The sequence below is a fragment of the Maribacter sp. R86514 genome, from assembly GCF_044597005.1.
Lineage (GTDB): Bacteria > Bacteroidota > Bacteroidia > Flavobacteriales > Flavobacteriaceae > Maribacter.
In genome coordinates, this window is the sequence record NZ_CP138999.1 from 624746 (window position 1) to 648450 (window position 23705).

Below are 23705 nucleotides of genomic sequence, written 5' to 3' on the forward strand. Positions count from 1 at the left end.
CAATCTCTAAAATTACGAAATCATTATTCTGTTGATGAATTCGTATATTTTAAAACTAACTTACTTGAACATGAAAAACTGCATTAAAATTTGCGTACTCGGCATCTTTTTATTCACCGTATTTATAAACGCGCAAGCCCCAAAATGGGAAAATCCGGAGTGGGAGAATCCAGAAATTTTTCAAATTAATAGAGAAGAGCCAACAGCATCTTTATATCGTTATAAGAATGCAGAGTCGGCTTTAGCAAATGAAAGCTGGGAGAATTCTTCTTTTTATCAATCTTTAAATGGAGAGTGGTATTTTAACTATTCGGCAAGTGTACCAGAGCGCCCAACTACTTTTTATAAATCAGGATATGATACATCTGGTTGGGATAAAATTACGGTGCCATCTAACTGGGAATTAAAGGGTCACGGTACACCGATATATACAAATGTGGTGTATCCATTTCCTAAGAATCCTCCATTTATTCCTCACGATATCAACTCCGTAGGTAGTTACAAACGTAGTTTTGAAATTCCTGAAAACTGGGAAGTAAAAGAAGTGTATTTACATTTTGGTGGTGTAAGCGGTGCCATGTATGTTTATGTTAACGGACAAATGGTTGGCTATAGTGAGGGTAGCAAAACACCTGCAGAATTCAATATTGGTAAATACTTAAAAGAGGGCGAAAATGATTTATCTGTACAAGTATTACGTTGGTCAGATGCGAGTTATTTAGAAGATCAAGATTTTTGGCGTTTAAGCGGTATCGATAGAGATGTCTATCTGTATGCCACCAATAAAACGACCATTAAAGATTATACTGTGGTGGCAGATTTAGATGAAACCTATACGAACGGTAAATTTAGTTTAGATTTAGAACTGGCAAATACGGGCAAAAAGCAAAAAAGTGCTCAAGTAGAAATTACTTTATTAGATGGGGCACAAGAAGTCTTTAAAGTAGATCAAAAGGTAGACATTATTGAAGGTGCGACTACAGTGAAATTCGCACAAGAAATTCCCAATGTAAAAACTTGGAATGCAGAGAAGCCAAATCTATACACGCTACTATTTACCTTGAAGGATAAAAAAGGAAATACTACCGAAGCAATCAGTTCTAAAATCGGATTCAGAAAAATAGAAATTAAGAACAATCAGTTTTTGGTAAACGGTATGCCGGTTTTGATAAAGGGTGTAAACCTGCACGATCATGATGAGGTTACCGGTCATGTGATTAGCGAAGAAGTTACCTTGAAAGATATGCAGGTAATGAAGCAAAATAATATCAATGCTATTCGTTGCAGCCATTATCCAAAGAACGAGTTTTTCTATAGAATGGCAGATAAATACGGATTTTATGTAGTTGATGAAGCCAATATTGAAATTCATGGTATGGGTGCAACCAACCAAGGTTTAGACGGCGATGAAGCCGCAATTGCCATTCACCCGGCATACCGACCAGAGTGGAGAGAAATGCATTTAGATAGAACTATTAGAATGTTCGAAAGAGATAAAAATTACACTTCGATTGTTACATGGTCTTTAGGTAATGAAGCCGGTAATGGTCAAAACCTTTTTGATACTTATGATTGGTTGAAAGCAAACGATACCACTAGACCAGTACAGTATGAAGGAGCGACAAATTTCTCGAATACCGATATACAAGCGCCTATGTACGCACGGGTGGATGAAACAATTGCTTATGCTGAAAATAACCCAAAGCGACCTTTAATTCAATGCGAATATGCCCATGCTATGGGAAATAGCGTTGGTAATTTACAGGAGTACTGGGATGCTATTGAAAAGTATGATGTATTGCAAGGCGGATTCATTTGGGATTGGGTAGATCAAGGTATAAAAGCAATAAATGATGAAGGCGTAGAATTTTATGCCTTTGGAGGAGATTTAGGCGGAGCGGAATTACAGAACGATAATAACTTCTGCCTGAATGGTTTGGTTGATCCTGATCGTTCTGCGCATCCGGCTTTGTATGAGGTTAAGAAAGTATATCAATATGTAAAGTTTACAGCTGAGGATCCGAAATCTGGAAAAATCAGTCTGAAAAATATGTATGATTTTACGAATCTTTCGGAATATGCTTTTTCATGGGAATTGTTAGAGAATGGGGTAGAAGTAGGTAAGGGAAAAATTGCTGATGTCGATATCGCGGCGTATGAAACTAAAGAAATTCGAATAGACTTACTAGAATTACCAAATACAGGTTCTGAATATCATTTGAATGTGTATATGACCACAAAAAAAGAAAGTGCCTTATTACCTGAACACTACTTATTGGCGTATGAGCAATTTCAACTAACGGATTTTAAACCATCTGTTTTCGAAGAAAATATTGACGGATTAAAAGTGACTAAAAAACAAGATATCATTACCGTTACAGGAGACGGATTTGAAATCGGTTTCAATAGTAAAGACGGTACATTGTCTTCTATAGATTATGGACAGGGTAATCTATTACAAAAAGGACCGACCGTAAATTTCTGGCGAGCACCTAACGATAATGATTATGGCTACAATATGCCTAAACGTTTGAAGAAATGGAAAGATGCTACAGTTACTCAAAAGCTAAAGAGTCTAATAGTTAAATCTAATGAAGGTAAGAAGGTTATAGACGCTGTTAGGCTTACCGCTAATCCGTTTAAAATTAGAAACGATTTACAATTGAATGCCACCTATAGTTTACCTGCGGTAAATGGAGAGGTAACCGTAATGTATACCATTAATACAAAAGGCGAAATATTGGTAAGTACTAAGATGATGGGTATTGAAAACGACTTGCCAATTTTACCAAGATTTGGAAATAACCTAATTATAGATAACAGTTACGATCAGGTAGAATGGTATGGTAGTGGAGAGCATGAAAATTATGTAGATCGTAATACTTCTGCTCTAGTTGGTGTATATAACGCTAGTGTATCCGATTTATATTTTAAATATATCCGTCCGCAGGAAAATGGAAACAGAACGGATATTAGAACCTTGTCATTTGAAAATAGGGAAGGGAAAGGAATAAAAATCACTGCTCCAGAATTGTTTTCTTTCAGTGCACACCATCAATTAAATTCAGATTTTGATGAAGGTATGCAGAAAAGACAGCAGCATACTTATGATATACCTACAAGAGACTTAATAAATATTAATATAGATCACAGTCAAATGGGTGTTGGTGGAGATAATAGCTGGGGATTGCTACCAATGGAAAAATATCAGATACAACCAGAAAACCTTTCTTTTGATTACGTAATTAGTCCGATACGTTAAATTCATAAAATATATCAGAATTTAAATAGGAGAAAGTATATTTAGGGTATGAATAAAAAAGGACAGTTTTTAGGCTTGGGTTTGCTGTTATTGAGTATGGTTAACTGTAAGCCAGAAACCAAGAAGAACGTATTAAAAGAAGAAGCAAAAGCCAAGGTAGAAAAGCCTGCTCCTACAGTTGAATATAAATTGTTAGGTGAAAAACCTGAAAGTGTTACCACGCCGGAAGGTATGGTTTGGGTTTCTGGTGCAACTTTTAAACAAGGAGCGGTAAACGGCGATAAGGTTGCAATGGATCATGAAAAACCGGCTATAGATGTTATAGTTGACGGATTTTTTATGGATGCCACAGAAGTAACCAACGCCCAATTTGCCGCATTTGTGAAAGCTACAGGCTATGTTACGGTCGCAGAAAGGGGAATAGATTGGGAAGAGTTGAAAAAACAAGTGCCTGCCGGTACAGAAAAGCCACATGACTCTATTCTAAAACCAGGTTCGTTGACGTTTAAAAAAGCAAAATCATCCGTACCTAATTTATACGATTTCTCTCAGTGGTGGAACTGGACCATTGGTGCGGATTGGAAACACCCAAACGGACCTAAAAGTAGTATTAAGGGAAAAGATAATTACCCGGTGGTACAAGTATCTTACGAAGATGCTTTGGCATATTGCGAATGGGCAAATAGACGTTTACCAACAGAAGCAGAGTGGGAATTGGCATCTAGAGCAGGTTCTTATGGTACCATCTACAATTGGGGCGATGATGTATCTGTTTTAGAAGAAAAAGCAAATACCTGGGAGGGCGAGTTTCCAGTAGAAAACACAATTGCAGACGGTTTTGAGTTGCGTGCGCCGGTAAAATCTTATCCACCAAATGCATATGGGCTATACGACATGGCAGGTAATGTTTGGGAATGGACGAGTGATTGGTATAATACTACTTACTATAAAGAAACAAAAGCTACAAATACGGTATTGGTGAACCCTAAAGGAGCGGAAAGTCCGTTTACGCCAAATAATCCGCTAGCAAAAGAACGTGTAATAAAAGGAGGTTCGTTCTTATGCAGTGCATCTTATTGTGCAAGTTACCGTGTATCTGCTAGAATGGGGTCTAGTATGGACTCTTCTTTAGAACATACCGGGTTTAGAACAGTTGCAACAGTAGATATGATAACTGAATAATAGATCTTAATCTATGCAGTTTAATAGTTGATCTAATTCTACGATTTTAGCGCGGCTGATCGGTATTTTTTTGTTCTTGATTTCGATGAACTCGTGGTTGTAACGTTCCACCATTTTTAGGTTAACGATGTATGATTTATGGATTCTGATAAATTTATCGGCTTCCAATCTTTTGTTAAAAGCGCTCATGGTAGATAAAATAACATAGTTGCGCTCTTCTGTAACGACCTTAACGTAGTCGCCTAGAGCTTCCACATATAAAATACCATGTACATTAAGTTCAACTTGTTTAAGATTGTGCTTTACCACTAATTTACTCTCAGGCTGTTTCTTTTTAATAGCCTTGATTTTATCGATTGCTTTTGCGATTGCGGTATCGAATCTTGAATTACTATATGGTTTTAAAAGAAAATCAGTGACATTGAACTCAAAAGCATCAAGCGCGTATTTTTGATCATGACTGGTGATAATAACTTGTGGCTGTATGGTGAGTCCGGCTAAAAACTCGAATCCGTTCATGACAGGCATTTCAATATCCAAAAATAAAAAATCTACCTTTAGATCATTTACCAGAGCCAAACTCTCATTCGTTGCACTAGAAGAATGTACAACTTTTAAGTTTTTATTTTTATCTAAAATTTGCTCTAGAAGCATCCGCTGTGTGTTGGAGTCTTCTATAATTGCGCATTTAAAGGTTTTCATTCAATAATCATATAAGTTCTACTGTACATACGTAAAGAATGGGGGAAAGTTCGTTTTTTCTAAATTTAATAAATTCTTAAAAGTTAGAAAAACAGGCGAAAAATAGTAAATAGTTATCTTCATAGCTAATATTCGTATAAAAACTTTTGATAACTATATTGTAAGTTTTTAGCTCAAAAACCTACTTTTGTAATAGAGAATTTAATAGAACCACTTGATATTATGTCTGATAAAATAGAACGTGTAAAAACATTGATTATAGGATCTGGCCCTGCAGGGTATACTGCGGCAATTTATGCTGCCCGTGCAGATTTAAAACCTGTTATGTATACAGGTATGGAGCCAGGGGGTCAATTGACCACCACAACTGAAGTAGATAATTTTCCAGGATATCCAGAGGGTATCGATGGGCCTACCATGATGGTACAATTGCAACAACAAGCCGAACGTTTTGGTACCGAAGTAAGAATCGGTATGATTACCTCAGTAGAGTTTTCGAAGGAAAAGGGAGGTATACACAAGGTTGTTGCAGATAACGATAAGGAAATAGAAGCGGAGACTATCATTATTTCTACAGGTGCATCGGCTAAATATTTAAATATACCTAGCGAGCAACGTTTACGTGGCGGTGGGGTATCTGCTTGTGCGGTTTGTGATGGTTTTTTCTACAAAGGGCAAGATGTGGCAATTGTTGGTGCGGGAGATACCGCGGCAGAAGAAGCATCTTATTTGGCAAAAATTTGCAATAAAGTAACCATGCTGGTTCGTAGAGATGAGATGAGAGCTTCTAAGGCTATGCAACATAGAATACAGGCCATTGAGAATATAGACGTACGTTACAATACAGAAGTTGACGAGGTTTTAGGAGACCAAGTTGTTGAAGGTCTACGTATGGTAAACAACCAAACCGGCGAAAAGGAAGAAATAGCTATAACAGGTATATTTATCGCAATCGGTCATAAGCCGAATACCGATATTTTCAAAGGTCAATTAGATATGGATGAAACTGGTTACCTTATCACTAAAGGTAAATCGACAAAAACTAATTTGCCAGGTGTTTTCGCAAGTGGAGATGCACAAGATAAAGAGTACAGACAAGCGGTTACGGCAGCTGGGTCAGGTTGTATGGCAGCTTTAGATGCAGAACGCTATTTAGCGTCTATTGGTTCTGTTGAAGAAGCAGTTGCAGACCAATATAAATTGTAAGAGATAATTTTATATAGAAGTAAGAGCCCATTCATTTGAATGGGCTCTTTTTTTTAGATTGATTTTAGTTAGTCTATTCTTACATAGTTCTCAGAGAAGGTTCTATTCCCTTCTTCATCCAAGCTAATTTGACTGAACCTGTCATCACTAAGTTGAAGTTCAAAGGTGAAAATACGCATGGTATCCATGGCTTGTATCATTTCGTTATCACCGTATTCCAAGGTTTCCATGAGTTGGTCATCTGTGATATTATATGTGCCGTAACCAAATCTACCTACTTTGTCAACTGGTACATATCTGGTCCACATAATTTTACCGTTATAGTACATTTTAACCTGTCTGTACCCATCTGCTGTAGGTACAGTATCTATAACTTGTTGTCCGTCGTAATTATAAAAACTTTCTAGCTCCCAAGTTCCTTGTATGGTGTGCATGTAGTTTTCATTGATAGAATTTGTAGAGGCTGCTGAAACCAATATGAGCATCAACAATACCAAACCTATAATTTTTTTCATAGTGATAAGGTGTTAGTTAATAAAAGAGTTGAATGTGTAATAAAAAGATACGAATTATATATCAGAATTTAATAAAAATTACATACTAAAATTAAGAATAACATAATGATAAACAGATAATTATGATAATTACTATAGATTTGGAGAGTATGAATTAAGAATAGTACAAAGTTTAAAAATGTCTGTTTCTGTGTGATAAGCGCTCAAAACTATACGACTCATTAGGGAATCATTTTCTGTAGGATATTTAAAGTAGGTTACTATAATACCATTATCTTCTAAATAATTGGCTAATGCTTTATTTTGAAAATTAAAGGTAGGATGCCCTTTTGCAGACACAAAAAGTGAGGAATTTGATAATTTTGATATGAAAAGCTCGGTATTCTTATGTAATTGAGCTCTTTTTGAACTAATAAGTTCTTCAGCATCCTTCAAAGTTGCTAAAGAAGCAGGTGTTGCGGGACTTGCACCTCCAAAAAAGCGGGTGTTTTTTAGCGCATTAATTATATTATTACTTCCAAATATCGCTCCCGCTTGAATACCAAACCCTTTTCCTAAAGAGCAAGAAACCAATAGCTCTTTTGGTTGAAGTGTATGTAAAAACCTAAAACTGCCACCGCCATCTTTTCCGGTAATTCCAATTCCGTGAGAATCATCAACGACAAGAATAATATCGGTTAAGTCGAGATTTTTAAGGAAAGTGTAATCGGGATAATTATCGCCATTAAAGTCAATACTATCTAGAAAAAGAACGGGTATTTTGTTTGTATTTGTTTTAATGGCATTTTCAAGTTCAATCCAATTTTCAAGTACCTTTTGTTTGTTTCTGTATAATGCCGAGTGTGTATTTGGGGCATAGAATAACTGATAATCGTTATTGCTGAAATAATCACAAACTAATTGTCCTGCTAAATAACCAGAGGACATGGTTACACAACTTTCACTACCCGCTATTTCTGCTAGGTGGGCATCAACTTCATTGAAAATGGAAATTCTAATATTAGATTTACGGGAAGCACTGTAAGCTGTGCCATATTTTTTGATGTTCTTGATGAATATGGACTGGAAATCAGCATCGGTCTGTAATCCTAAATAAGAGGTACCACCAAAGTATAGGTATTCTTTACCGTTTATGACAATAGTTCTATCAGGAAATTCATCAATCGTAAACATCAATCTAACAATTGTATACCGCTACCGGCAAGTTTTGGGAAAATAACTTTACCGTCAGGTTCAATATGAACGCCCGTTGCAATATCACTTTTTAATAACAAAGCACCGTCCATATCTACATAATCCAATTGCGGAATCAACTGCGCAATAGCTGAAATGCCTACGGTAGATTCTGTCATGCAACCAACCATAACACTAATACCTAATTCCTTAGCCTTTTTTATCATACGTAGGGCAGGGGTGAGTCCGCCACACTTGGTCAGTTTAATATTTACACCACTAAAATGTAGCGCACATTTTTCTACATCGCTTTCTACAATACAACTTTCATCGGCAATTACGGGTAACACACTATGGTGCATAACCTCTTCCATACCAGACCAATCATCAGCTTTTAATGGTTGTTCTAAAAATTCCACTCCCAAATCTTTTAAGAGCGGAGCGTTAAAAATAGTTTCTTCTGCCGTCCAAGCACAATTGGCATCTATTCTAAAGATAGCATCTGTATGTTTTCGTAATTCGCGAACAATGGCAACATCATCACTAGTGCCTAATTTGATTTTATAGATAGGCCAGGGCATCTCCTTCATTTTGGCTAGCATAACGTCAATTGATGCAATCCCGATAGTAAAATTTGTAGTAGGGTATTTTTCAATGCTTGTGCCCCAAATCTCGTACAAGGGTTTACCTAGTAATTTTCCATACAGGTCATGAGCAGCCAAGTCTAAAGCGCAGATAGCAAAGTTTGATAATCCTTTACTTATTAAAAATGCATGAAAGACTTCTGGCTTTGTGAAGTCAAATGCTTCTATTTCAGAGGATATGGCGTTAATTTCATCCATCATACTCTGCGTGGTAATTTTGTAATACGGATTAGAGGTTGCCTCTCCATATCCTGTTTTTCCGTCTAAAGATAAAGAAGCGATCATAGTATCTTGAAAATCATGAGATTCTCTTGAAATACTGAAGGTGTGCTTTAATGGTAATGTATATTTTTTTAAGTGTACTTGCATACTACTAATATACAGATGAGTTCATTAACTAAAAAATGAAAACCCGCTGATATTTCAGCGGGTTTTAAAGTTGAATTGATTGATGTGATTATTAGTATTTGTGCACGCTACCAGAAACCGATTTGTTCTTTTGAACAGAAGGATCACCTTTGTATGATATGTTGGCGCCACTAGAAGCTTCAGCTGTTAAATTGTCAGTAACATCAATGCTAATATTTGCACCACTACTGGCATCTGCATTAGCTACTAAAGTTGTTAAGTCTTTAGCTCTAATATTTGCTCCGCTACTTGCGTCTACATAAACTTCTTTTGCTGTACCTTCTAAAGAGATATTTGCACCGCTACTGGCATCTATATCCATATTGGTAACAAGCACGGTTGCATTGATAATGGCACCGCTACTTGCATCTACCTCTAATTTATCTGACTGAATTTTATTTTCAGTAGTTAAGTGAGCTCCACTAGATGCACGTAAGCTGGTTACATTAGGCATGGTCACGTATACTTTTTTGGTTGCTCTACCAATATTCTCTATACTGTGAATTCTTAATTTTCCGTTTTTAATATCGGTACCGATCAAGTCAATAATATTTTCATCTGCTTCAACTGCAATATCAAAATCAGAGCCTTGGGTAACAAATACTTCTAAACCTTCAGAACTGGAAACTTCTGTGAACTCACCGGTAATTTCCCTGGTTTCTTCAACAACTACGCCATTGCCTTTTTCGCCAGATCCAAAATCGCCGAAGTTAATGTCAAAGCCACAAGATGAAAGTAATAGGGCTAATACGAGTGCTACTGTTATTCTTACTAAAGTTGTCATGATTGTTCGTTTTTTTGATTGATTAATATATTATGATGATGTAAAAATGATTTTTTTTCTATTCTCTTACTAGTATTAAATACTGAATTGTTGTTTTAGATGTCTGAACTGTAATTAATTGATACTATCATTTGTGTCAACCTTTACACCGTTCTCGTCTAACTTCATTTTAAATGATTCTCCATTATCGTTAACGTCAATGTCTATTCCATTTTCGTTGATGATGATTTTTCCTTTATCACCATTATCGTTGATATTAATGTCTATACCATTTTCATTGATGTTGATGCGATTAGAGCTGTCGTCATCTTCATCTTCCATTTCAATGAATTCAGGACAGTCTAGGCATTCAAGCTCTCCGCTTTCGGTCATTTTCCAGATATAGCCTTCTAGGCCTTCAACATCTCTATCAGTATTAACGGTCGTAATCCAATCTCTAGAATTTGTCTGGTCATAAGTTAGAATAGTACCTACCGGTAAAAATATGTTTACACGAACTTCTTGATCTTTAAACTTAGGAACCTGTGTGGTTAAAAAGTCATCAAAAGAAATCGTATTACCACTTACTTCATATTCATATACGATTTGACTGGCGATATCCTTTGCTTCTCTATTAGATGGGCCGTCCGCTTCTTTTCTAACTTGAACACGAACCAGGGTATCTTTAGATTTACGAATACGAAATCTTACATCATCAGAAACTAAAATTTTATTTCCCGCTTCATCGTAAGAAAGAAAAGTATCTCCCAGATTCATATCATTTTCATGATCATACTCGTCCGTAGAAACCAATCTAATGTTCAAAGTATCGGTTGGTATTACTGTTGTAATCTCATCTTCTACAGATGTGCTACCGGTATATGCGTGTGCTGCAGCTTCTCTAATGCCGAATATGACCAAACATATAATTGAGATCAACCATAAACCTAACAATGAGAATTTAGCAACCGTACCAATAGACTTTAGGTTGTTTACCAATATTTTTAATCCTAAATACATTAAGAAGAAAAACGGAATACCAATGGCAAAAAATGCCAATAACGATACTACCCAAATAGGTAGGTTGGTAGAGTTTACGACATTGTAAAAGTCAATACCAGGTACATGAATGATATCTAAAATACCAACGGTAAACATGCCTACAAAAAGACCGATCAATGTTGCGGCACCAATGATAACCAAAAGTATACCAATGAATTTACCGAAGATTTTGAATAGGAACATTACAATATCACCAAAGGTGTCAAAAATTGTTTTACCTCCTTTTTTGACGGTGTCGCCTACTTTTTCATAGTCCACACTTTTTACACGATCCGCTACGTCATCAAAACCCTCTTTAACCTTACGCTCAATATTACTGATATTGACCGTTTCACCGCTCATATCTAATTTTTGAGCCGTAGTTTTAGCTTCAGGAATAAGGATCCAAAGTAATCCGTAAATGAAGATAAATCCGCCCCATGTAAAAATGGTCAAGAAAATCCAAAGTAATCTAATCCACAATGGGTCAATACCAAAGTAATGTGCTAAGCCTGCAGATACACCCGCAACATATTTCTTTTCTGTATCTCTATATAGTTTTTTTACTCTTTCTTTAGTATAAGCAGACTTGGTTTTAGGTTCATCTTCAAAGATGTCCTCATCTACCATATAATCTTCTGGTTGCCCCATAATGGCAATAACTTCATCTACTTCTTTTTGAGTGATAACCTGTCTTTCATTCTCTAATTTGTCATGAAAAAGTTCGGCTATACGAGCTTCTATATCGGCAATGATTTCATCGCTGCCCGGTGTGTTGGCAAAAGAACGTTTTACAGATTCTAAATACCTACGCATTATATTGTATGCCTCTTCGTCTATATGGAAGAGCATGTTTGCTAAATTTATATTTACTGTTTTGTTCATGATTAGCTGTTTTTTGAGTTGGTTACCAGGTTGGTGGCTTTTCTTAATTCGTCCCAAGTGGTATCTAATTCTTTAAGGAATATTTTACCGGTCTCGGTTAATGTATAGTATTTTCTTGGCGGTCCAGAAGTAGATTCTTCCCAACGGTAGTTCAGAAGTCCTGCATTCTTTAATCTGGTCAGTAGCGGATATATAGTACCTTCCACTACAAGCATTTTAGCATCTTTTAGCGTAGCTAAGATTTCAGAAGCATATTTATCATGCCCATTTAAAATGGACAGGATGCAATACTCCAAAACCCCTTTACGCATTTGTGCTTTTGTATTTTCTACATTCATAATCTCTTTTTGCTTTTTATGCAGTCCCGCTTTCCCGGGAGATTGCTCCATTGTCTCTATTGTCTGCATAGGTTAACTGTTCGTTTTTTGTTCGATGAATAAACATCCTGATTGATTTTTGATTGATTAATAAACTCTTAAGGGTGTGATGAATACCCAATATATAATGTAAGCTGATGATGCTATTTAATAAATTTTATAGTGAAAGGATATTCAAAAACTTCCCCTTCATTTGTTTTTATAGTAGCCAGTATGGTATACACGATGTTGATAATAAATAATGCCGATTGTGCGAGACCTAGTAGTGCAACAGGAACCATCCACGGACCAAATAGATCATCGGTGTCAAAATTGAAGTTGATACTGTTGAAACTATGAGAGTTGACTAGTCCGAAATTATCAAAGTCGAAAATGTTAGGTAAAAATCCGCCTAAGAAAAATGGAATACTAACCATACCTACAAGAATAGAGTAGAGTAGTATACTTATTTGAAAATTTAAAGCTTGTTTACCGTTATGATCCACAAACTCATATTCTTTTTTGTTCGCTGTCCATAATACTAAGGGAATGATGAAGTTCCCGAACGGAATAAAGAATTTAGAAAACGTACTTGCATGTATTAATGCAGAGAGGTTTCTTTCGTGCTTTGTTACTGATTCTGTCATGATTGATTCGTTACTGATGATGATTGATTTTAATACTATGCGAAAGCTAATTACTTTGATTACCTATTAACTTCCTATGCAAATATATGTCTAAAAAAAGGTACTATGTAACGCATAGTACTAATATTTAACAATATTTTAACATTTTAGAATGGAGTAAATTATAGCTATTTTTACCCAAATTTTAGAATAAAATGGCGGTAACACCTAGTAAAATCAATATGTTCTCCTTTTTTAAGCTACCGTCTGCATGGTGGTGCGGGGTACGTTTAAAGGAAATAGATAAAAACAGGTCAGTGGTGACGGTAAAGCACAGATGGTTCAATCAGAATCCGTTTAATTCTATGTTTTGGACTGTTCAAGGTATGGCAGCAGAATTGACGACCGGGGCTTTAATGATAGACCAAATTGAAGCAACAGGAAAGAAAATTTCTATGTTGGTAGCGAACAACACCGCAAATTTTTCAAAGAAAGCAACAGGTAGAATTACATTTACTTGTGAAGACGGACACTTAATTAAAGAAGCTTTAGATAAAACGATTGCTACCGGAGAAGGACAAACAATTTGGATGAAATCTGTAGGAGTAAATGCAGATGGAGTAGTGGTAAGTACCTTTAAGTTTGAATGGACGGTTAGATTGAAGCAGAAAAAGTAATTTCAATGAAAAGAGCAATAAGATTCAAAGAAACTCAGAAATTTACCCAATGGTGGCTGTGGTTGATCATACTTGCTCCAATAATTTTAGCATTTTTTAATCTTTTAGGTATTATTCTATATGTATTTAGCGGTTACACTTCTGGTGATTCAGGAAATGTAAGTGTTTCTTGGGTATCGGGTAGTGTGTCTATTATTCAGTTTATTGGTTTCCTAATTTATGTAGCTACCATATTATTTATTGCGTTATCAAAACTTAAAGTATTGGTTTCAGATAAGGATATAAAAATTCATCATCTACTATTTTTTAGCAAAGTCATTGATTTTAATGAAGTAGTAGAAAAACAGATAGTTAATTATAATTTTGTAGGGTATGGTATCAGAAAAACCAAAAAGTACGGTACAGTCTATAATGTAAAGGGTGGGGAAGGAGTAGCTATTACACTTATCAATGGTGAAAAATACCTAATTGGCTCGCAAAAGGCAGAACAATTATTAAAATCTCTTTCAAAATAATAAGGTTTAGCTGTAACAAAAGTTTCTTTTCATCAACTTATAAGCATCAATCAAAAACAATATAAGAATGAATGCCCACGAAATAGATTACGAGATTTTTGGAGAAGAAATGCAATACGTTGAAATAGAGCTAGACCCGCAAGAGGCAGTTGTAGCCGAAGCTGGTAGTTTTATGATGATGGATACCGATATTAAAATGAGCACCATTTTTGGTGATGGTAGCAATCAAGACAATAGCGTTTTAGGTAAGATTTTTTCAGCAGGAAAAAGAATGTTGACAGGTGAGAGTCTGTTCATGACGGCATTTTTGAATATAGGTCAGGGTAAAAAGCAAGTTAGTTTTGCTTCCCCGTATCCGGGTAAAATTCTACCAATTGATTTATCTGAAATGGGCGGTCGCTTTATATGTCAAAAAGATGCTTTTTTATGCGCAGCACAAGGAGTATCCGTTGGTATTGAGTTTTCAAAGAAATTAGGTCGCGGACTTTTTGGTGGTGAGGGTTTCATCATGCAAAAATTAGAAGGCGACGGAATGGCTTTCGTTCATGCAGGTGGCACATTGGCTAAAAAAACATTGGCTCCTGGTGAAGTTTTAAAAGTAGATACCGGTTGTATCGTTGGTTTTACGAAAGAAGTAGATTACGATATTGAATTCGTTGGCGGAATTAGAAATACAGTTTTCGGCGGAGAAGGTTTATTCTTCGCAACCTTACGCGGACCAGGAACTGTTTATATTCAATCACTACCATTTAGCAGATTAGCCGGAAGAGTGCTAGCATCAATACCAAGAGGAGGAAAAGATAAAGGAGAAGGTAGTATTCTAGGTACACTTGGTGACATTGTTGGCGGAGATAATGGGTTTTAAGAATTAAGTGGAAAGTACTAGGTAAAAAGTACAAAGTATTAAGTATTAAGTAGTTTGTTTATATTTTGATAAGAGAATAAAGAATATAGAGAATATACTTGTTTTGATTCAGGCATTTTAGGAGAATTTAGCGAAGCTAAATTGTAGTTATTGCAAAAGCCAAAAGCCAAAAGCCAAAAGCCAAAAGCCAAAAGCCAAAAGCCAAAAGCCAAAAGCCAAAAGCCAAAAGCCAAAAGCCAAAAGCCAAAAGCCAAAAGCCAAAAGCCAAAAGCCAAAAGCAGAAGGTACAAAGTAAAAAGTACTAAGTACAAAGTTTAAAAACATTTGAATTTATTTTTTGAGTTTGAGTTTGAGTTTGATTTTTGAACTTGAACTTGAGTTTGAACTTGAGTTTGAATTTGATTTTTGAGCTTGAGTTTATATTTTAATTTTCCAACAACCAAAGAATGAGTTTTCAAAATCAAATAGAATTTCTAAAAGAATTACAGAAAAATAATTCTAAAGAATGGATGGATGCCAATCGTAAATGGTACCATCAAGTTCGTAATGAGTATATCGATTGGCTTAATAGTATGAATAAAAGACTGTCGGCTATTGATGATGAGTATTATGATACGCCAGGTAAAAAGGGAATTAACCGTATTAATAATAATCTGATGTTTCACCCTAACAAACCGGTATACAAAGACCATTTCGGAGCGGGATTTGACAAAAAACCTAAGACAGCAGATTTCTATTTTGAACTAGGTATTGAACGTTGCATTTTCGCAGGCGGATTATGGCGACCAGAACCAAAAGTATTGCGAAGTGTTCGTGATGCTATAGATTATGACGGAGAAGAATTAGTGAAAATATTGAAAAATAAATCTTTTAAAACTCGTTTCGGTAATCTATACGAAGATGCCAAATTAACCAACGCACCCAAAGGTTTTGATAAAGATCATAAACATATAGAACTGCTCAAAAATAAGACTTTTGCCGTTTTTCAAGAGTTTTTCACAAAAGAAACCAAAAAGGCTTCTTTTGATGATGAACTAATAAACGCTTATAAAGAAATGCTTCCGTTTAGGCGTTATTTGAACAAGGCGATTACAGTTTAATATTTTCAAACGATTAGCGATTTATTTTTATGATTCTCGGTATATTTATACATCAATGGTTAAAACTTGTTAATTGAAAAACGGAAGCATAAAAGACGTAGAAAAGAAATTGCTATCAGATAACTGGTATACACTTAATAAATACAGCTATAAGTATCAAAAGCCTGATGGTACATGGGAAACTCAACATAGAGAAGCTTACGACAGAGGTAATGGTGCTGCTATTTTATTGTATAACTCAGAAAAGAAGACCGTTGTGCTTACCAGGCAATTTCGAATGCCAACATATGTGAATGGTAATGAAGACGGAATGATGATAGAGGTATGCGCTGGACTTTTAGATGGCGATGACCCTGCCGATTGTGTTCGTAAAGAAACCGAAGAAGAAACCGGGTATAAAATAACTAATGTTCAAAAGGTATTTCAAACCTATATGTCGCCCGGATCTGTTACTGAAATTTTATATTTATTTGTTGGTGAGTATGATGATAGCATGAAAGTAAGCGATGGCGGTGGTGCAGATGATGAAACCGAAAATATCGAGGTTTTAGAGTTAGATTTTAATGATGCTATGAAAATGGTGGCTAGTGGAGAAATTAAAGATGCAAAAACCATTATGCTGTTACAGCATGCAAAGTTGACTTCGTTAGTTTAAAGTTTTATAAGCGACTCTTCTAATATGCATAAAATCTTTAAAGTCGGTTTTGGAGGTGGTTGTCATTGGTGTACCGAAGCGGTATTTATGTCACTCAACGGTGTTAAAAAAGTGGAACAAGGCTTCATTGCTCCGAAGGAGAACCCAACAGATTTTTCCGAGGCTGTAATTGTTCACTATAATGCTTCGATTATAGAATTAAAAGATTTAGTAGCTATTCATTTAGACACCCATAAAAGCACCGAAAATCATTCTATGCGAAAAAAGTACCGTTCAGGTATTTATTACTTTAATAAGTATGATAAAAAGACTTTAGCTGTTATTATGAAAGAGTTACAACAAGATTTTGAAACTCCGTTGATTACCGCAGTTATTCCATTTGGGGTATTTAAATCCTCTGCAGAACGTTTCCATAATTACTATTTTAACGATACAGAGAAGCCTTTTTGTAGAACTCATATTTCCCCTAAAATTAAGTTGTTCAAAGAGAAATATACCAAACATGTTTCAACAAAAGTTCAATAGTTAGTAGGTATCTCTTAGTGTTTGAAGCATTTGTTCAAGCCTATTTCGCTCTTCTGATGTAGATTGTTTAAAGTGATTGTTCATAAAACTGAAAATCAATGTTTTTCCTGAGTTTGCAACCAAGTATCCGCTAAGGCAGTAGTTATTACTAAGGCTTCCAGATTTGGCATAGATATAAGGTTGCTCGTCTCCTGCAAATCTATTTTTTAAAGTACCCGATAATCCCCCGGCAGGGAAAATAGAAAATAAACGCTCTTGAGGTACCATTTCATGTAACCGGTCTAAAACCGAGACCATGTTTTGCGGTGTAAACAAATTGTATCGTGAGAGTCCCGATCCATCTACCCACCTAGGTTCTTGTTTTAAATTTTTTAGTTCATTTTCTAAAATATAACTTCTAGATAATTTCCCATTTAAGGTGTCTGTGAGAACACCTGCAGATACGAGTAAAAGCTGTTCTGCAATAAAATTATCGCTTTCGTGCATCATTCTCATGTACAGTGAATCTGATGAAATACCATACAAAGTTTGTTTTTTTCCAGAGGGCATAGCAGTACTCATTCCTACTTTTTTATTCAATAGACTCTCTAAAATTGATTTGGTAGTAAAGTTACTCGTGATAAACGGCGTTTCAAGAGTATATCTAGACTGAGTTGGATAGTAAAAGGTGTTAGAAAATTCATTTCGGTTATTCTTGTTTGTCAATTGAATAACACTGTCCTTAAAATAAGCAGGAGAAACCATAAGCTCCGGATTCCTATACGTCATCACTACATTACCATTTATGGGTAGCGCACTTTTCTCTGCAGAATAATAGTACTGGTAATCGTCCCAAGCCCAACCTGGTCCGTATTTTTCATCTTGAAAATTGTTAGCAACAAATATCAGGTTGTTATATCTCTCAAGAAATTTTAGAGTTGTGGAATCTTTTATATAATGATGCAAAAAAGAAGGGTCTCCAGTACCTTCAAAATACAAAGTGTCATTTGCTTCAATATATTTCAAAGCCGGTATCTGATCTGGCAAGGTTTTAAGCGCTGCGTAAAGTGTAAAAATTTTGGTGTTACTGGCAGGAATAAAATACTTATGACTGTTATTGGTATAAATAGTGTCTTTCGTTTCTGCATCTATTACCAAAACACCGGTAAACTGATTTTGATAAAATGAAGATGACAACTGTTGGTTAAAATCTTTTCGTATAATAGATTTTGTTGAGGTACAGGCGGAAACAAGTATTAAAATAACTATAATAAAAAGAAAATTTTTCATGAATTCGAAATTACAAAATTGCATACTTATGAATGCGATAAAAATTTAACATGTAAGTAATTACTTTAACTTTTTGTATACAATATTACAACTGCATTTCTGTTTACCTTTATACAACAACAACAACAACAACAACAACAACAACAACAACAACAACAACAACAACAACAACAACAACAACAACAACAAATCTATTAATCTATCAACAAAATGTCTAAGTCTATGCTAGAGTATAGTAAAACAGTACTTAAAAAGGTTAGTTTTGATACCTTACTATTTTGTAAAGAGTTGAAAAAAGCCTTAACGACGTTACTACCCGAAGAGGTAGAGGAGTTAAAAGTTTGGTTAGAAAGTTTTATAACTGATAAACCAGAATTACATCAAAGTTTAGTTTATTTAAAAGCATAATAAAGAGCCACGTAAAGTGGCTCTTTTTTTTACGCAACCTATAGCTTTATTTGCATCTTACATTAAAAGACACAATGGCTATTAAATTTACGGTTGCGATATTTTTGTTATTCTTAATGCAATGTCAAAATGACGACATGCCTTATGATGACACACCTGTTGACGATACTAGTTTGGTAGGTGAGTGGCTTTTGACAGCTTCTTATGTTAGTCCTGGTGGTGCTACCGAATGGAAAGATGTTGAAGAAGGGTATCGCTATTTCTTCGATGAATTGGGTACATATGAAAGAACCGATTTTAATAAAGAAGTACTGAATTCTGGCGATTATGAAATTACAGACGAAGCGCTTTATCTGTACTTTGTAACCGAAAATGAAAAAGATACACTAGGCTATAGCGCAGATTTCAATGAGCGTAAAACAAGATTAACGCTATCGCCATCTTACCCAGGTATATGCATTGAAGGTTGTTTGTACAGGTTTGAAAAACAATAGGTATTATTTGTGAATAGGGCTTATAATCTTAACATCTTGAAAAGCGATTGCACCACGAACAATACCTGTAATAACATCTCGTAAAGCTTCCGTAATCTGCACCTTTAGTTCTTTTTTGTGGTAAATAAGGCTAACTTCTCGTGCAGGCGAAGGTTCTTTAAAATACTTCAGGTTTTTCTTTTTTACATCATCAAGTTCTAACGTATTTAAATAGGGTAGTAGCGTCATACCCAATCCTTCATTAGAAAGATTGATTAGCGTTTCAAAACTTCCACTTTGCAAACTAAAATGATCTCCGCCAATTTTTGGAGTTTTACAAAGATTTAAAACACCTTCTCTAAAACAGTGCCCGTCTTGTAGTAGTAAAATGTCTTCAATATCTAAATCTTCTGGTGTAATCTGTGTACTATTCCCTAAACGATGTTCTTTTGGTACATAACCAACAAAAGGCTCATAATATAAAGGTCTTTCGGTAATGAAATCTACCTCTAAAGGTGTTGCGGCAATGGCGGCATCAATATGCCCGTCTTCAATATTTTGAATTAAGCTCTCGGTATTCTGTTCTTTGATAATCAGGTTTACCTTCGGATATTTCTGGATAAAATTCTTCAGGAACATCGGTAATAAAGTGGGCATTATAGTTGGGATGATTCCCAAAACATAATCCCCACCAATATATCCTTTTTCTTGCTCTACAATATCTTTTATACGTGCCGCCTCGTTTACAATATTTTTTGCCTGTGCTACAATTTTTTTACCGACTTCGGTAATAGTGATTGGTTTTTTACTACGATCAAAAATAAGTATATCTAATTCATCTTCAAGCTTTTGTACTTGCATACTTAAAGTTGGTTGCGTTACAAAACTCTTCTCGGCGGCGAGTGTAAAATTTTTGTATTCAGCAACGGCAAGCACATATTGTAATTGAGTAATGGTCATGTATATAGTATAAGGTTATAAAATTACTAAAAACCATTATGATAACCTATTGGCAACAGATGATCAAATATTAAACAACCTCTAAAAACGAAGCGATAATTCTTTATCCTCACCTTCTATGGTAAACTTTGCTTCACTGAAAGTTGGGGCACCAATTGGTAATCTACCGCTCATGGCATAATCTTCTGTAGGCATGCCATTGTTTGCAAAGTCCATTCGGTTATTGTCATTTGCATCATGTAATACTGAAAATGCGTAATCACCAGGTTGTATGTTCTCAAAAGTTAAAATCAACTCTCCTGCTTCAGCTTTGTTCTTACTGGTTTTAATATCTTCCGCTTTCATAAAGGTTGTTTCATTATGCAATCCACTTAATATATGACCTTCATTGTTCAATACATTTTCGATAACGACGGTTAATGTTATGCCGGTTTCTTCTTGGGCATTCATTGTAAAACTCATTGCAAATACGGTAATTGTAAATAATAACTTTTTCATTTTATAAGGTTTTAAAGATTAATTGATGCTTCAAAGATGCCTTATAAATGCATGTTTTAAAAAAGTGATGAACCCAATTGTAGAAATGTGTTACTGAACTGTAATAAGGGAGTACTGTTACAAAAAACTCTGATTTTAAAAGAAGTGAATTTCTATATCCTTTTTGTAATTAAGTAATCAAGTCCAAATTTTCCAGAGCCGAAGCCCATAAAAAATAAGCCTAAGCAGAAAAAAATAAATGTGGGTATTATGTTCCAAGAACCATCCCATGGTCTACAGACTATAGTAGTGAACATAGTTACGGTAATAAAGAATGCGGTCAACCTCGTATTTAATCCTATTATCAATAAAATACCACCAAGAGCCTCTGTTAATCCCGCAGACCAAGCGAACAATTCTGGCATTAAAGAGAATGGAAATCCAAATTGTGTTACTAATGCAACAAACCAATCGGAAACCTCAAAATAAGCTAAACCCATGGAATCAGGAGTCCATGGAGTACCAAATTTATTTATTGCAAAAACAAAAGAAAGAAGATAGCCAGTGATTGCCCTAGGTATCAATATTAGAAAATTAGGCAATAATGCATCTACCCTAAACGGAATAATTAATTTTTTAATGGGTTGTAGCTGATGGTACATAGGTTTAAGTATTGGTTACTTAAACTTATAAAAATTTAAGGAATTTATAGATGATAAAAATCAATGTTCAATTTTTTTAAAATGATTAATTTAAAAGTGAGGTTCGCATTATTTCAATGCAATACTATCTATTTCGAGGGTAAAATCTTCTTCAACACCATTTTTTATAATGAAAGCGATCTGAGCTAAAAAGTCGCCGTGGTAGTTGGGTAATTTTAATTCTTCACCTCTAAAAACCGCTTCCATCTCATCAAAAGGAATCTCAATCGTTTGCCATTCATTGCTAGATTTAAAATCAAAGCTATAGGTATGTCTTTGGTGTTCTCCAGATTTACAGCGGAAAGCATATTTTTTTCCATCACCCTTAATTGTGATAACAAATTTAGAAAAGGCATCTACTGGAATACGCTCTAAATCATGTCTAACTAAGCAAAAACCACCATTGTTCTCAAGAGATACATGTCCGCTGAAAACACCGTTACCTTCAAGATTCACTTGAATGAGCCCCATTGATAAACCGCCCATAACACCATCATTGACAATTTGCCATTCTTTACGGTTAAAATTTTTATCGAATTTATAAATAGATTTCACTTCGCTCATTGCTATAGGTTTAAAGAAATAATTACTATAATTAAAAGTAGATGAAATGAAGATAGCATAAACACTCTAAACCATTTTATATTAACTGGTTTAAATGATTTTAAGGCATTCGTTTTTTCATTTCTTCCGCGACAGCTTTTTCTGGGGAACCTTGATTATCAAGTTCATGTATGATTTTTTGGTGATCATGTTCTCTACCTTGAGATAGTTTGTTGACAGCCTGTATGTCATTGATTTCAATTTCAAAACCAATTATCCCTTTTACCTGTCGCATTGTTTTTTTGGACATGTTATTTAACGAGATAGGATGTTCTGACTGTTGTTCATACTTATCTACCAGCTCATGTAAAGATCGAAGCAATTCTTCTGATGTTTGAATTTTTATGGTACCATAGACATGAACGGCTATATAGTTCCAAGTAGGAACCTCTTCTTCTTTATACCATGAGGAAGATATGTAGCTGTGCGGACCATTGAAAATACAGAGTACTTCGTCACCATCTACCAAGTTTTTACTTTGCAAATTCGCCGTGGCAATATGGCCTACCAAGATATCTTTATCTTCTGAATTCTTTGATAGTTCTAGAGGAATGTGCGTACCCCAAGGTTTTCCTTCTATGGTGTTTATGAGTATACCGAAACTATTATTTTTTAGAAAATCATGAATCTCTTTAGTGTCCGTATTTTTATAGTGCTCAGGTATAAACATGTGGTCTGGTTTTCTGCGTAAATATAACTGTTTTGAGCAAATGGTTTTAGAACCAATTATTTAATCTTTCGTGTTACATAATTAACGTGATACTAATTATCTTGTCTATGAATTTTAAAACGAGAATATGCCTTTTATAACAAATACAAAAGCAAAAGAAAAAGTAGATATATTTTATGAGGATTACGGAAGTGGACAACCGGTGATTTTAATTCATGGGTGGCCATTAAGTCGTAAGTCTTGGGAACAACAAGTATGGAAGATAGTAGAGGAAGGCTATCGTTGTATATCGTATGACCGTAGAGGGTTTGGAACATCGTCTTCCCCATGGGATGCTTACGATTATTCAGCATTAGCGAGTGATTTAAATGCAATCATTGAAGAATTGGATTTAAAGGATGCCGTTATCGTTGGTTTTTCAATGGGTGGAGGAGAAGTTGTTCGTTATTTAACTGATTACGGTTCTAGTAGAATAGCTAAAGCAGCATTGATAAGTTCAATTGTTCCGCTAGTAAAACAAAAACCAGATAACCCAGCGGGAGTACCAGAAGAAGCTTTAGATGGAATTATAGATATGCTACAGAAAGATAGAGTAGGCTTCTTAAAAGAAAAATTTCATAAAGGATTCTATAATTTTGAGGAAAACGAAGGTAAAAGAATAAGTCAGGCGCAATTAGATTACGATTTTACCATTGCTTCATTTGCATCGCCAAGGGCAACTATACAAGCAGCGTTAGCTTGGATGCATACCGATTTTAGACCAGAGTTGGAAAATGTAACGGTACCGACATTAATAGTTCATGGAGATGCTGATGCTACCGTACCTATAGAGACGTCGGCAAAACAGGCACATGACGGTATTAAATATAGTACGTTAGAGGTTATTGAAGGTGCCCCACACGGACTCAATGTAACCCACTCAGATGAGTTGAATGAAATATTGATTTCGTTCTTAAAAAAGTAATTAACAATACTCTTGTAAAAAAAATCGAATCATTTTTGATTCGATTTTTTTTATTTCTATATATCTGTAAAACAATAGAT

27 protein-coding genes are annotated in these 23705 nt (G+C 35.2%); 12 read left to right on the plus strand and 15 right to left on the minus strand.

The annotated features are described in order from the left end of the window. Positions 1-70: 70 nt before the first annotated feature. The gene (locus SJY30_RS02595; RefSeq protein ID WP_396634059.1) at positions 71-3262 is read left to right on the plus strand and encodes a glycoside hydrolase family 2 TIM barrel-domain containing protein; all 3192 of its coding nucleotides are present in this window, start codon (positions 71-73) and stop codon (positions 3260-3262) included. Positions 3263-3310: 48 nt separating this feature from the next. Continuing rightward, a complete protein-coding gene (locus SJY30_RS02600) occupies positions 3311-4444 on the plus strand; it encodes a formylglycine-generating enzyme family protein (RefSeq protein WP_396634060.1) in 1134 nt (377 codons plus the stop codon). 6 nt (positions 4445-4450) lie between these two features. On the opposite strand, the gene SJY30_RS02605 is transcribed toward SJY30_RS02600, so the two are convergent. Continuing rightward, positions 4451-5146: a LytR/AlgR family response regulator transcription factor gene (locus SJY30_RS02605; RefSeq protein WP_396634061.1), complete on the minus strand. Its 696-nt coding sequence runs from the start codon at positions 5144-5146 to the stop codon at positions 4451-4453. 222 nt (positions 5147-5368) lie between these two features. Here SJY30_RS02605 and trxB point away from each other — a divergent pair, with 222 nt between their 5' ends. Further along, entirely contained in the window at positions 5369-6352 is a 984-nt protein-coding gene (gene trxB, locus SJY30_RS02610) for a thioredoxin-disulfide reductase (RefSeq protein ID WP_396634062.1), read from the plus strand. A 68-nt stretch (positions 6353-6420) separates the two neighbouring features. Here trxB and SJY30_RS02615 read toward each other — a convergent pair whose 3' ends face one another. The 7 genes from SJY30_RS02615 to SJY30_RS02645 form a co-directional block, all read right to left on the minus strand. Next, positions 6421-6867 carry a hypothetical protein gene (locus tag SJY30_RS02615; protein WP_396634063.1) on the minus strand — a complete coding sequence of 149 codons (447 nt, stop codon included), beginning with the start codon at positions 6865-6867 and terminating at the stop codon, positions 6421-6423. Positions 6868-6999: 132 nt separating this feature from the next. After that, positions 7000-8040 carry an aminotransferase class I/II-fold pyridoxal phosphate-dependent enzyme gene (locus SJY30_RS02620; protein WP_396634064.1) on the minus strand — a complete coding sequence of 347 codons (1041 nt, stop codon included), beginning with the start codon at positions 8038-8040 and terminating at the stop codon, positions 7000-7002. After that, positions 8040-9053 carry a dipeptide epimerase gene (locus SJY30_RS02625; protein ID WP_396634065.1) on the minus strand — a complete coding sequence of 338 codons (1014 nt, stop codon included), beginning with the start codon at positions 9051-9053 and terminating at the stop codon, positions 8040-8042. Before SJY30_RS02625 ends, SJY30_RS02620 begins: the two co-directional genes overlap by 1 nt. A 91-nt stretch (positions 9054-9144) precedes the next feature. Then, entirely contained in the window at positions 9145-9876 is a 732-nt protein-coding gene (locus SJY30_RS02630) for a head GIN domain-containing protein (protein WP_036155331.1), read from the minus strand. A gap of 114 nt (positions 9877-9990) precedes the next feature. Beyond that, a complete protein-coding gene (locus tag SJY30_RS02635; RefSeq protein WP_396634066.1) occupies positions 9991-11781 on the minus strand; it encodes a PspC domain-containing protein in 1791 nt (596 codons plus the stop codon). Positions 11782-11783: 2 nt separating this feature from the next. Further along, positions 11784-12119 carry a PadR family transcriptional regulator gene (locus SJY30_RS02640; RefSeq protein WP_036158368.1) on the minus strand — a complete coding sequence of 112 codons (336 nt, stop codon included), beginning with the start codon at positions 12117-12119 and terminating at the stop codon, positions 11784-11786. 182 nt (positions 12120-12301) lie between these two features. Then, positions 12302-12784, minus strand: coding sequence for a DUF4870 domain-containing protein (locus SJY30_RS02645; RefSeq protein WP_396634067.1), 483 nt, complete (start codon positions 12782-12784; stop codon positions 12302-12304). A 194-nt stretch (positions 12785-12978) separates the two neighbouring features. Between SJY30_RS02645 and SJY30_RS02650 the strand changes: the two genes are divergently transcribed. From SJY30_RS02650 to SJY30_RS02660, 3 genes are all read left to right on the plus strand, one after another. After that, complete coding sequence (locus SJY30_RS02650) at positions 12979-13440, plus strand: DUF4442 domain-containing protein (RefSeq protein ID WP_396634068.1); 462 nt, start codon at positions 12979-12981, stop codon at positions 13438-13440. Between the two features lie 5 nt (positions 13441-13445). Next, positions 13446-13955 (plus strand): hypothetical protein, encoded by a 510-nt coding sequence (locus SJY30_RS02655; RefSeq protein ID WP_396634069.1) that lies wholly within the window; start codon positions 13446-13448, stop codon positions 13953-13955. Between the two features lie 67 nt (positions 13956-14022). After that, the gene (locus SJY30_RS02660; RefSeq protein ID WP_396634070.1) at positions 14023-14820 is read left to right on the plus strand and encodes a TIGR00266 family protein; all 798 of its coding nucleotides are present in this window, start codon (positions 14023-14025) and stop codon (positions 14818-14820) included. 38 nt (positions 14821-14858) lie between these two features. On the opposite strand, the gene SJY30_RS02665 is transcribed toward SJY30_RS02660, so the two are convergent. Beyond that, positions 14859-15131 carry a hypothetical protein gene (locus tag SJY30_RS02665; RefSeq protein ID WP_396634071.1) on the minus strand — a complete coding sequence of 91 codons (273 nt, stop codon included), beginning with the start codon at positions 15129-15131 and terminating at the stop codon, positions 14859-14861. Between the two features lie 135 nt (positions 15132-15266). Between SJY30_RS02665 and SJY30_RS02670 the strand changes: the two genes are divergently transcribed. The 3 genes from SJY30_RS02670 to SJY30_RS02680 all read left to right on the plus strand — a co-directional run bounded on the left by SJY30_RS02670 (position 15267) and on the right by SJY30_RS02680 (position 17100). Beyond that, on the plus strand, positions 15267-15920 hold the full coding sequence (locus tag SJY30_RS02670; protein WP_396634072.1) for a DUF2461 domain-containing protein: 654 nt from the start codon (positions 15267-15269) through the stop codon (positions 15918-15920). A gap of 73 nt (positions 15921-15993) precedes the next feature. Further along, positions 15994-16575 carry a GDP-mannose pyrophosphatase NudK gene (gene nudK, locus SJY30_RS02675; RefSeq protein WP_396634073.1) on the plus strand — a complete coding sequence of 194 codons (582 nt, stop codon included), beginning with the start codon at positions 15994-15996 and terminating at the stop codon, positions 16573-16575. A 24-nt stretch (positions 16576-16599) separates the two neighbouring features. Beyond that, entirely contained in the window at positions 16600-17100 is a 501-nt protein-coding gene (locus SJY30_RS02680) for a peptide-methionine (S)-S-oxide reductase (RefSeq protein ID WP_396634074.1), read from the plus strand. On the opposite strand, the gene SJY30_RS02685 is transcribed toward SJY30_RS02680, so the two are convergent. Beyond that, on the minus strand, positions 17101-18369 hold the full coding sequence (locus SJY30_RS02685) for a D-alanyl-D-alanine carboxypeptidase/D-alanyl-D-alanine-endopeptidase (protein ID WP_396634075.1): 1269 nt from the start codon (positions 18367-18369) through the stop codon (positions 17101-17103). Positions 18370-18579: 210 nt separating this feature from the next. Here SJY30_RS02685 and SJY30_RS02690 point away from each other — a divergent pair, with 210 nt between their 5' ends. Together SJY30_RS02690 and SJY30_RS02695 are read left to right on the plus strand one after the other, a co-directional pair. Next, a complete protein-coding gene (locus tag SJY30_RS02690) occupies positions 18580-18777 on the plus strand; it encodes a hypothetical protein (protein WP_036155302.1) in 198 nt (65 codons plus the stop codon). Between the two features lie 74 nt (positions 18778-18851). Further along, the gene (locus SJY30_RS02695) at positions 18852-19271 is read left to right on the plus strand and encodes a hypothetical protein (protein WP_396634076.1); all 420 of its coding nucleotides are present in this window, start codon (positions 18852-18854) and stop codon (positions 19269-19271) included. 3 nt (positions 19272-19274) lie between these two features. Here SJY30_RS02695 and SJY30_RS02700 read toward each other — a convergent pair whose 3' ends face one another. From SJY30_RS02700 to SJY30_RS02720, 5 genes are all read right to left on the minus strand, one after another. Beyond that, positions 19275-20210 carry a LysR substrate-binding domain-containing protein gene (locus tag SJY30_RS02700; protein WP_396634077.1) on the minus strand — a complete coding sequence of 312 codons (936 nt, stop codon included), beginning with the start codon at positions 20208-20210 and terminating at the stop codon, positions 19275-19277. An 81-nt stretch (positions 20211-20291) separates the two neighbouring features. Beyond that, positions 20292-20708 carry a DUF2141 domain-containing protein gene (locus tag SJY30_RS02705; RefSeq protein WP_396634078.1) on the minus strand — a complete coding sequence of 139 codons (417 nt, stop codon included), beginning with the start codon at positions 20706-20708 and terminating at the stop codon, positions 20292-20294. A 152-nt stretch (positions 20709-20860) separates the two neighbouring features. Next, positions 20861-21349 carry a DoxX family membrane protein gene (locus SJY30_RS02710; protein WP_396634079.1) on the minus strand — a complete coding sequence of 163 codons (489 nt, stop codon included), beginning with the start codon at positions 21347-21349 and terminating at the stop codon, positions 20861-20863. 108 nt (positions 21350-21457) lie between these two features. Then, the gene (locus SJY30_RS02715) at positions 21458-21952 is read right to left on the minus strand and encodes a CIA30 family protein (protein ID WP_396634080.1); all 495 of its coding nucleotides are present in this window, start codon (positions 21950-21952) and stop codon (positions 21458-21460) included. 100 nt (positions 21953-22052) lie between these two features. After that, positions 22053-22661: an FMN-binding negative transcriptional regulator gene (locus SJY30_RS02720; RefSeq protein WP_396634081.1), complete on the minus strand. Its 609-nt coding sequence runs from the start codon at positions 22659-22661 to the stop codon at positions 22053-22055. Between the two features lie 127 nt (positions 22662-22788). Between SJY30_RS02720 and SJY30_RS02725 the strand changes: the two genes are divergently transcribed. Next, positions 22789-23625 (plus strand): alpha/beta fold hydrolase, encoded by an 837-nt coding sequence (locus SJY30_RS02725; protein ID WP_396634082.1) that lies wholly within the window; start codon positions 22789-22791, stop codon positions 23623-23625. Positions 23626-23705: the final 80 nt, after the last annotated feature.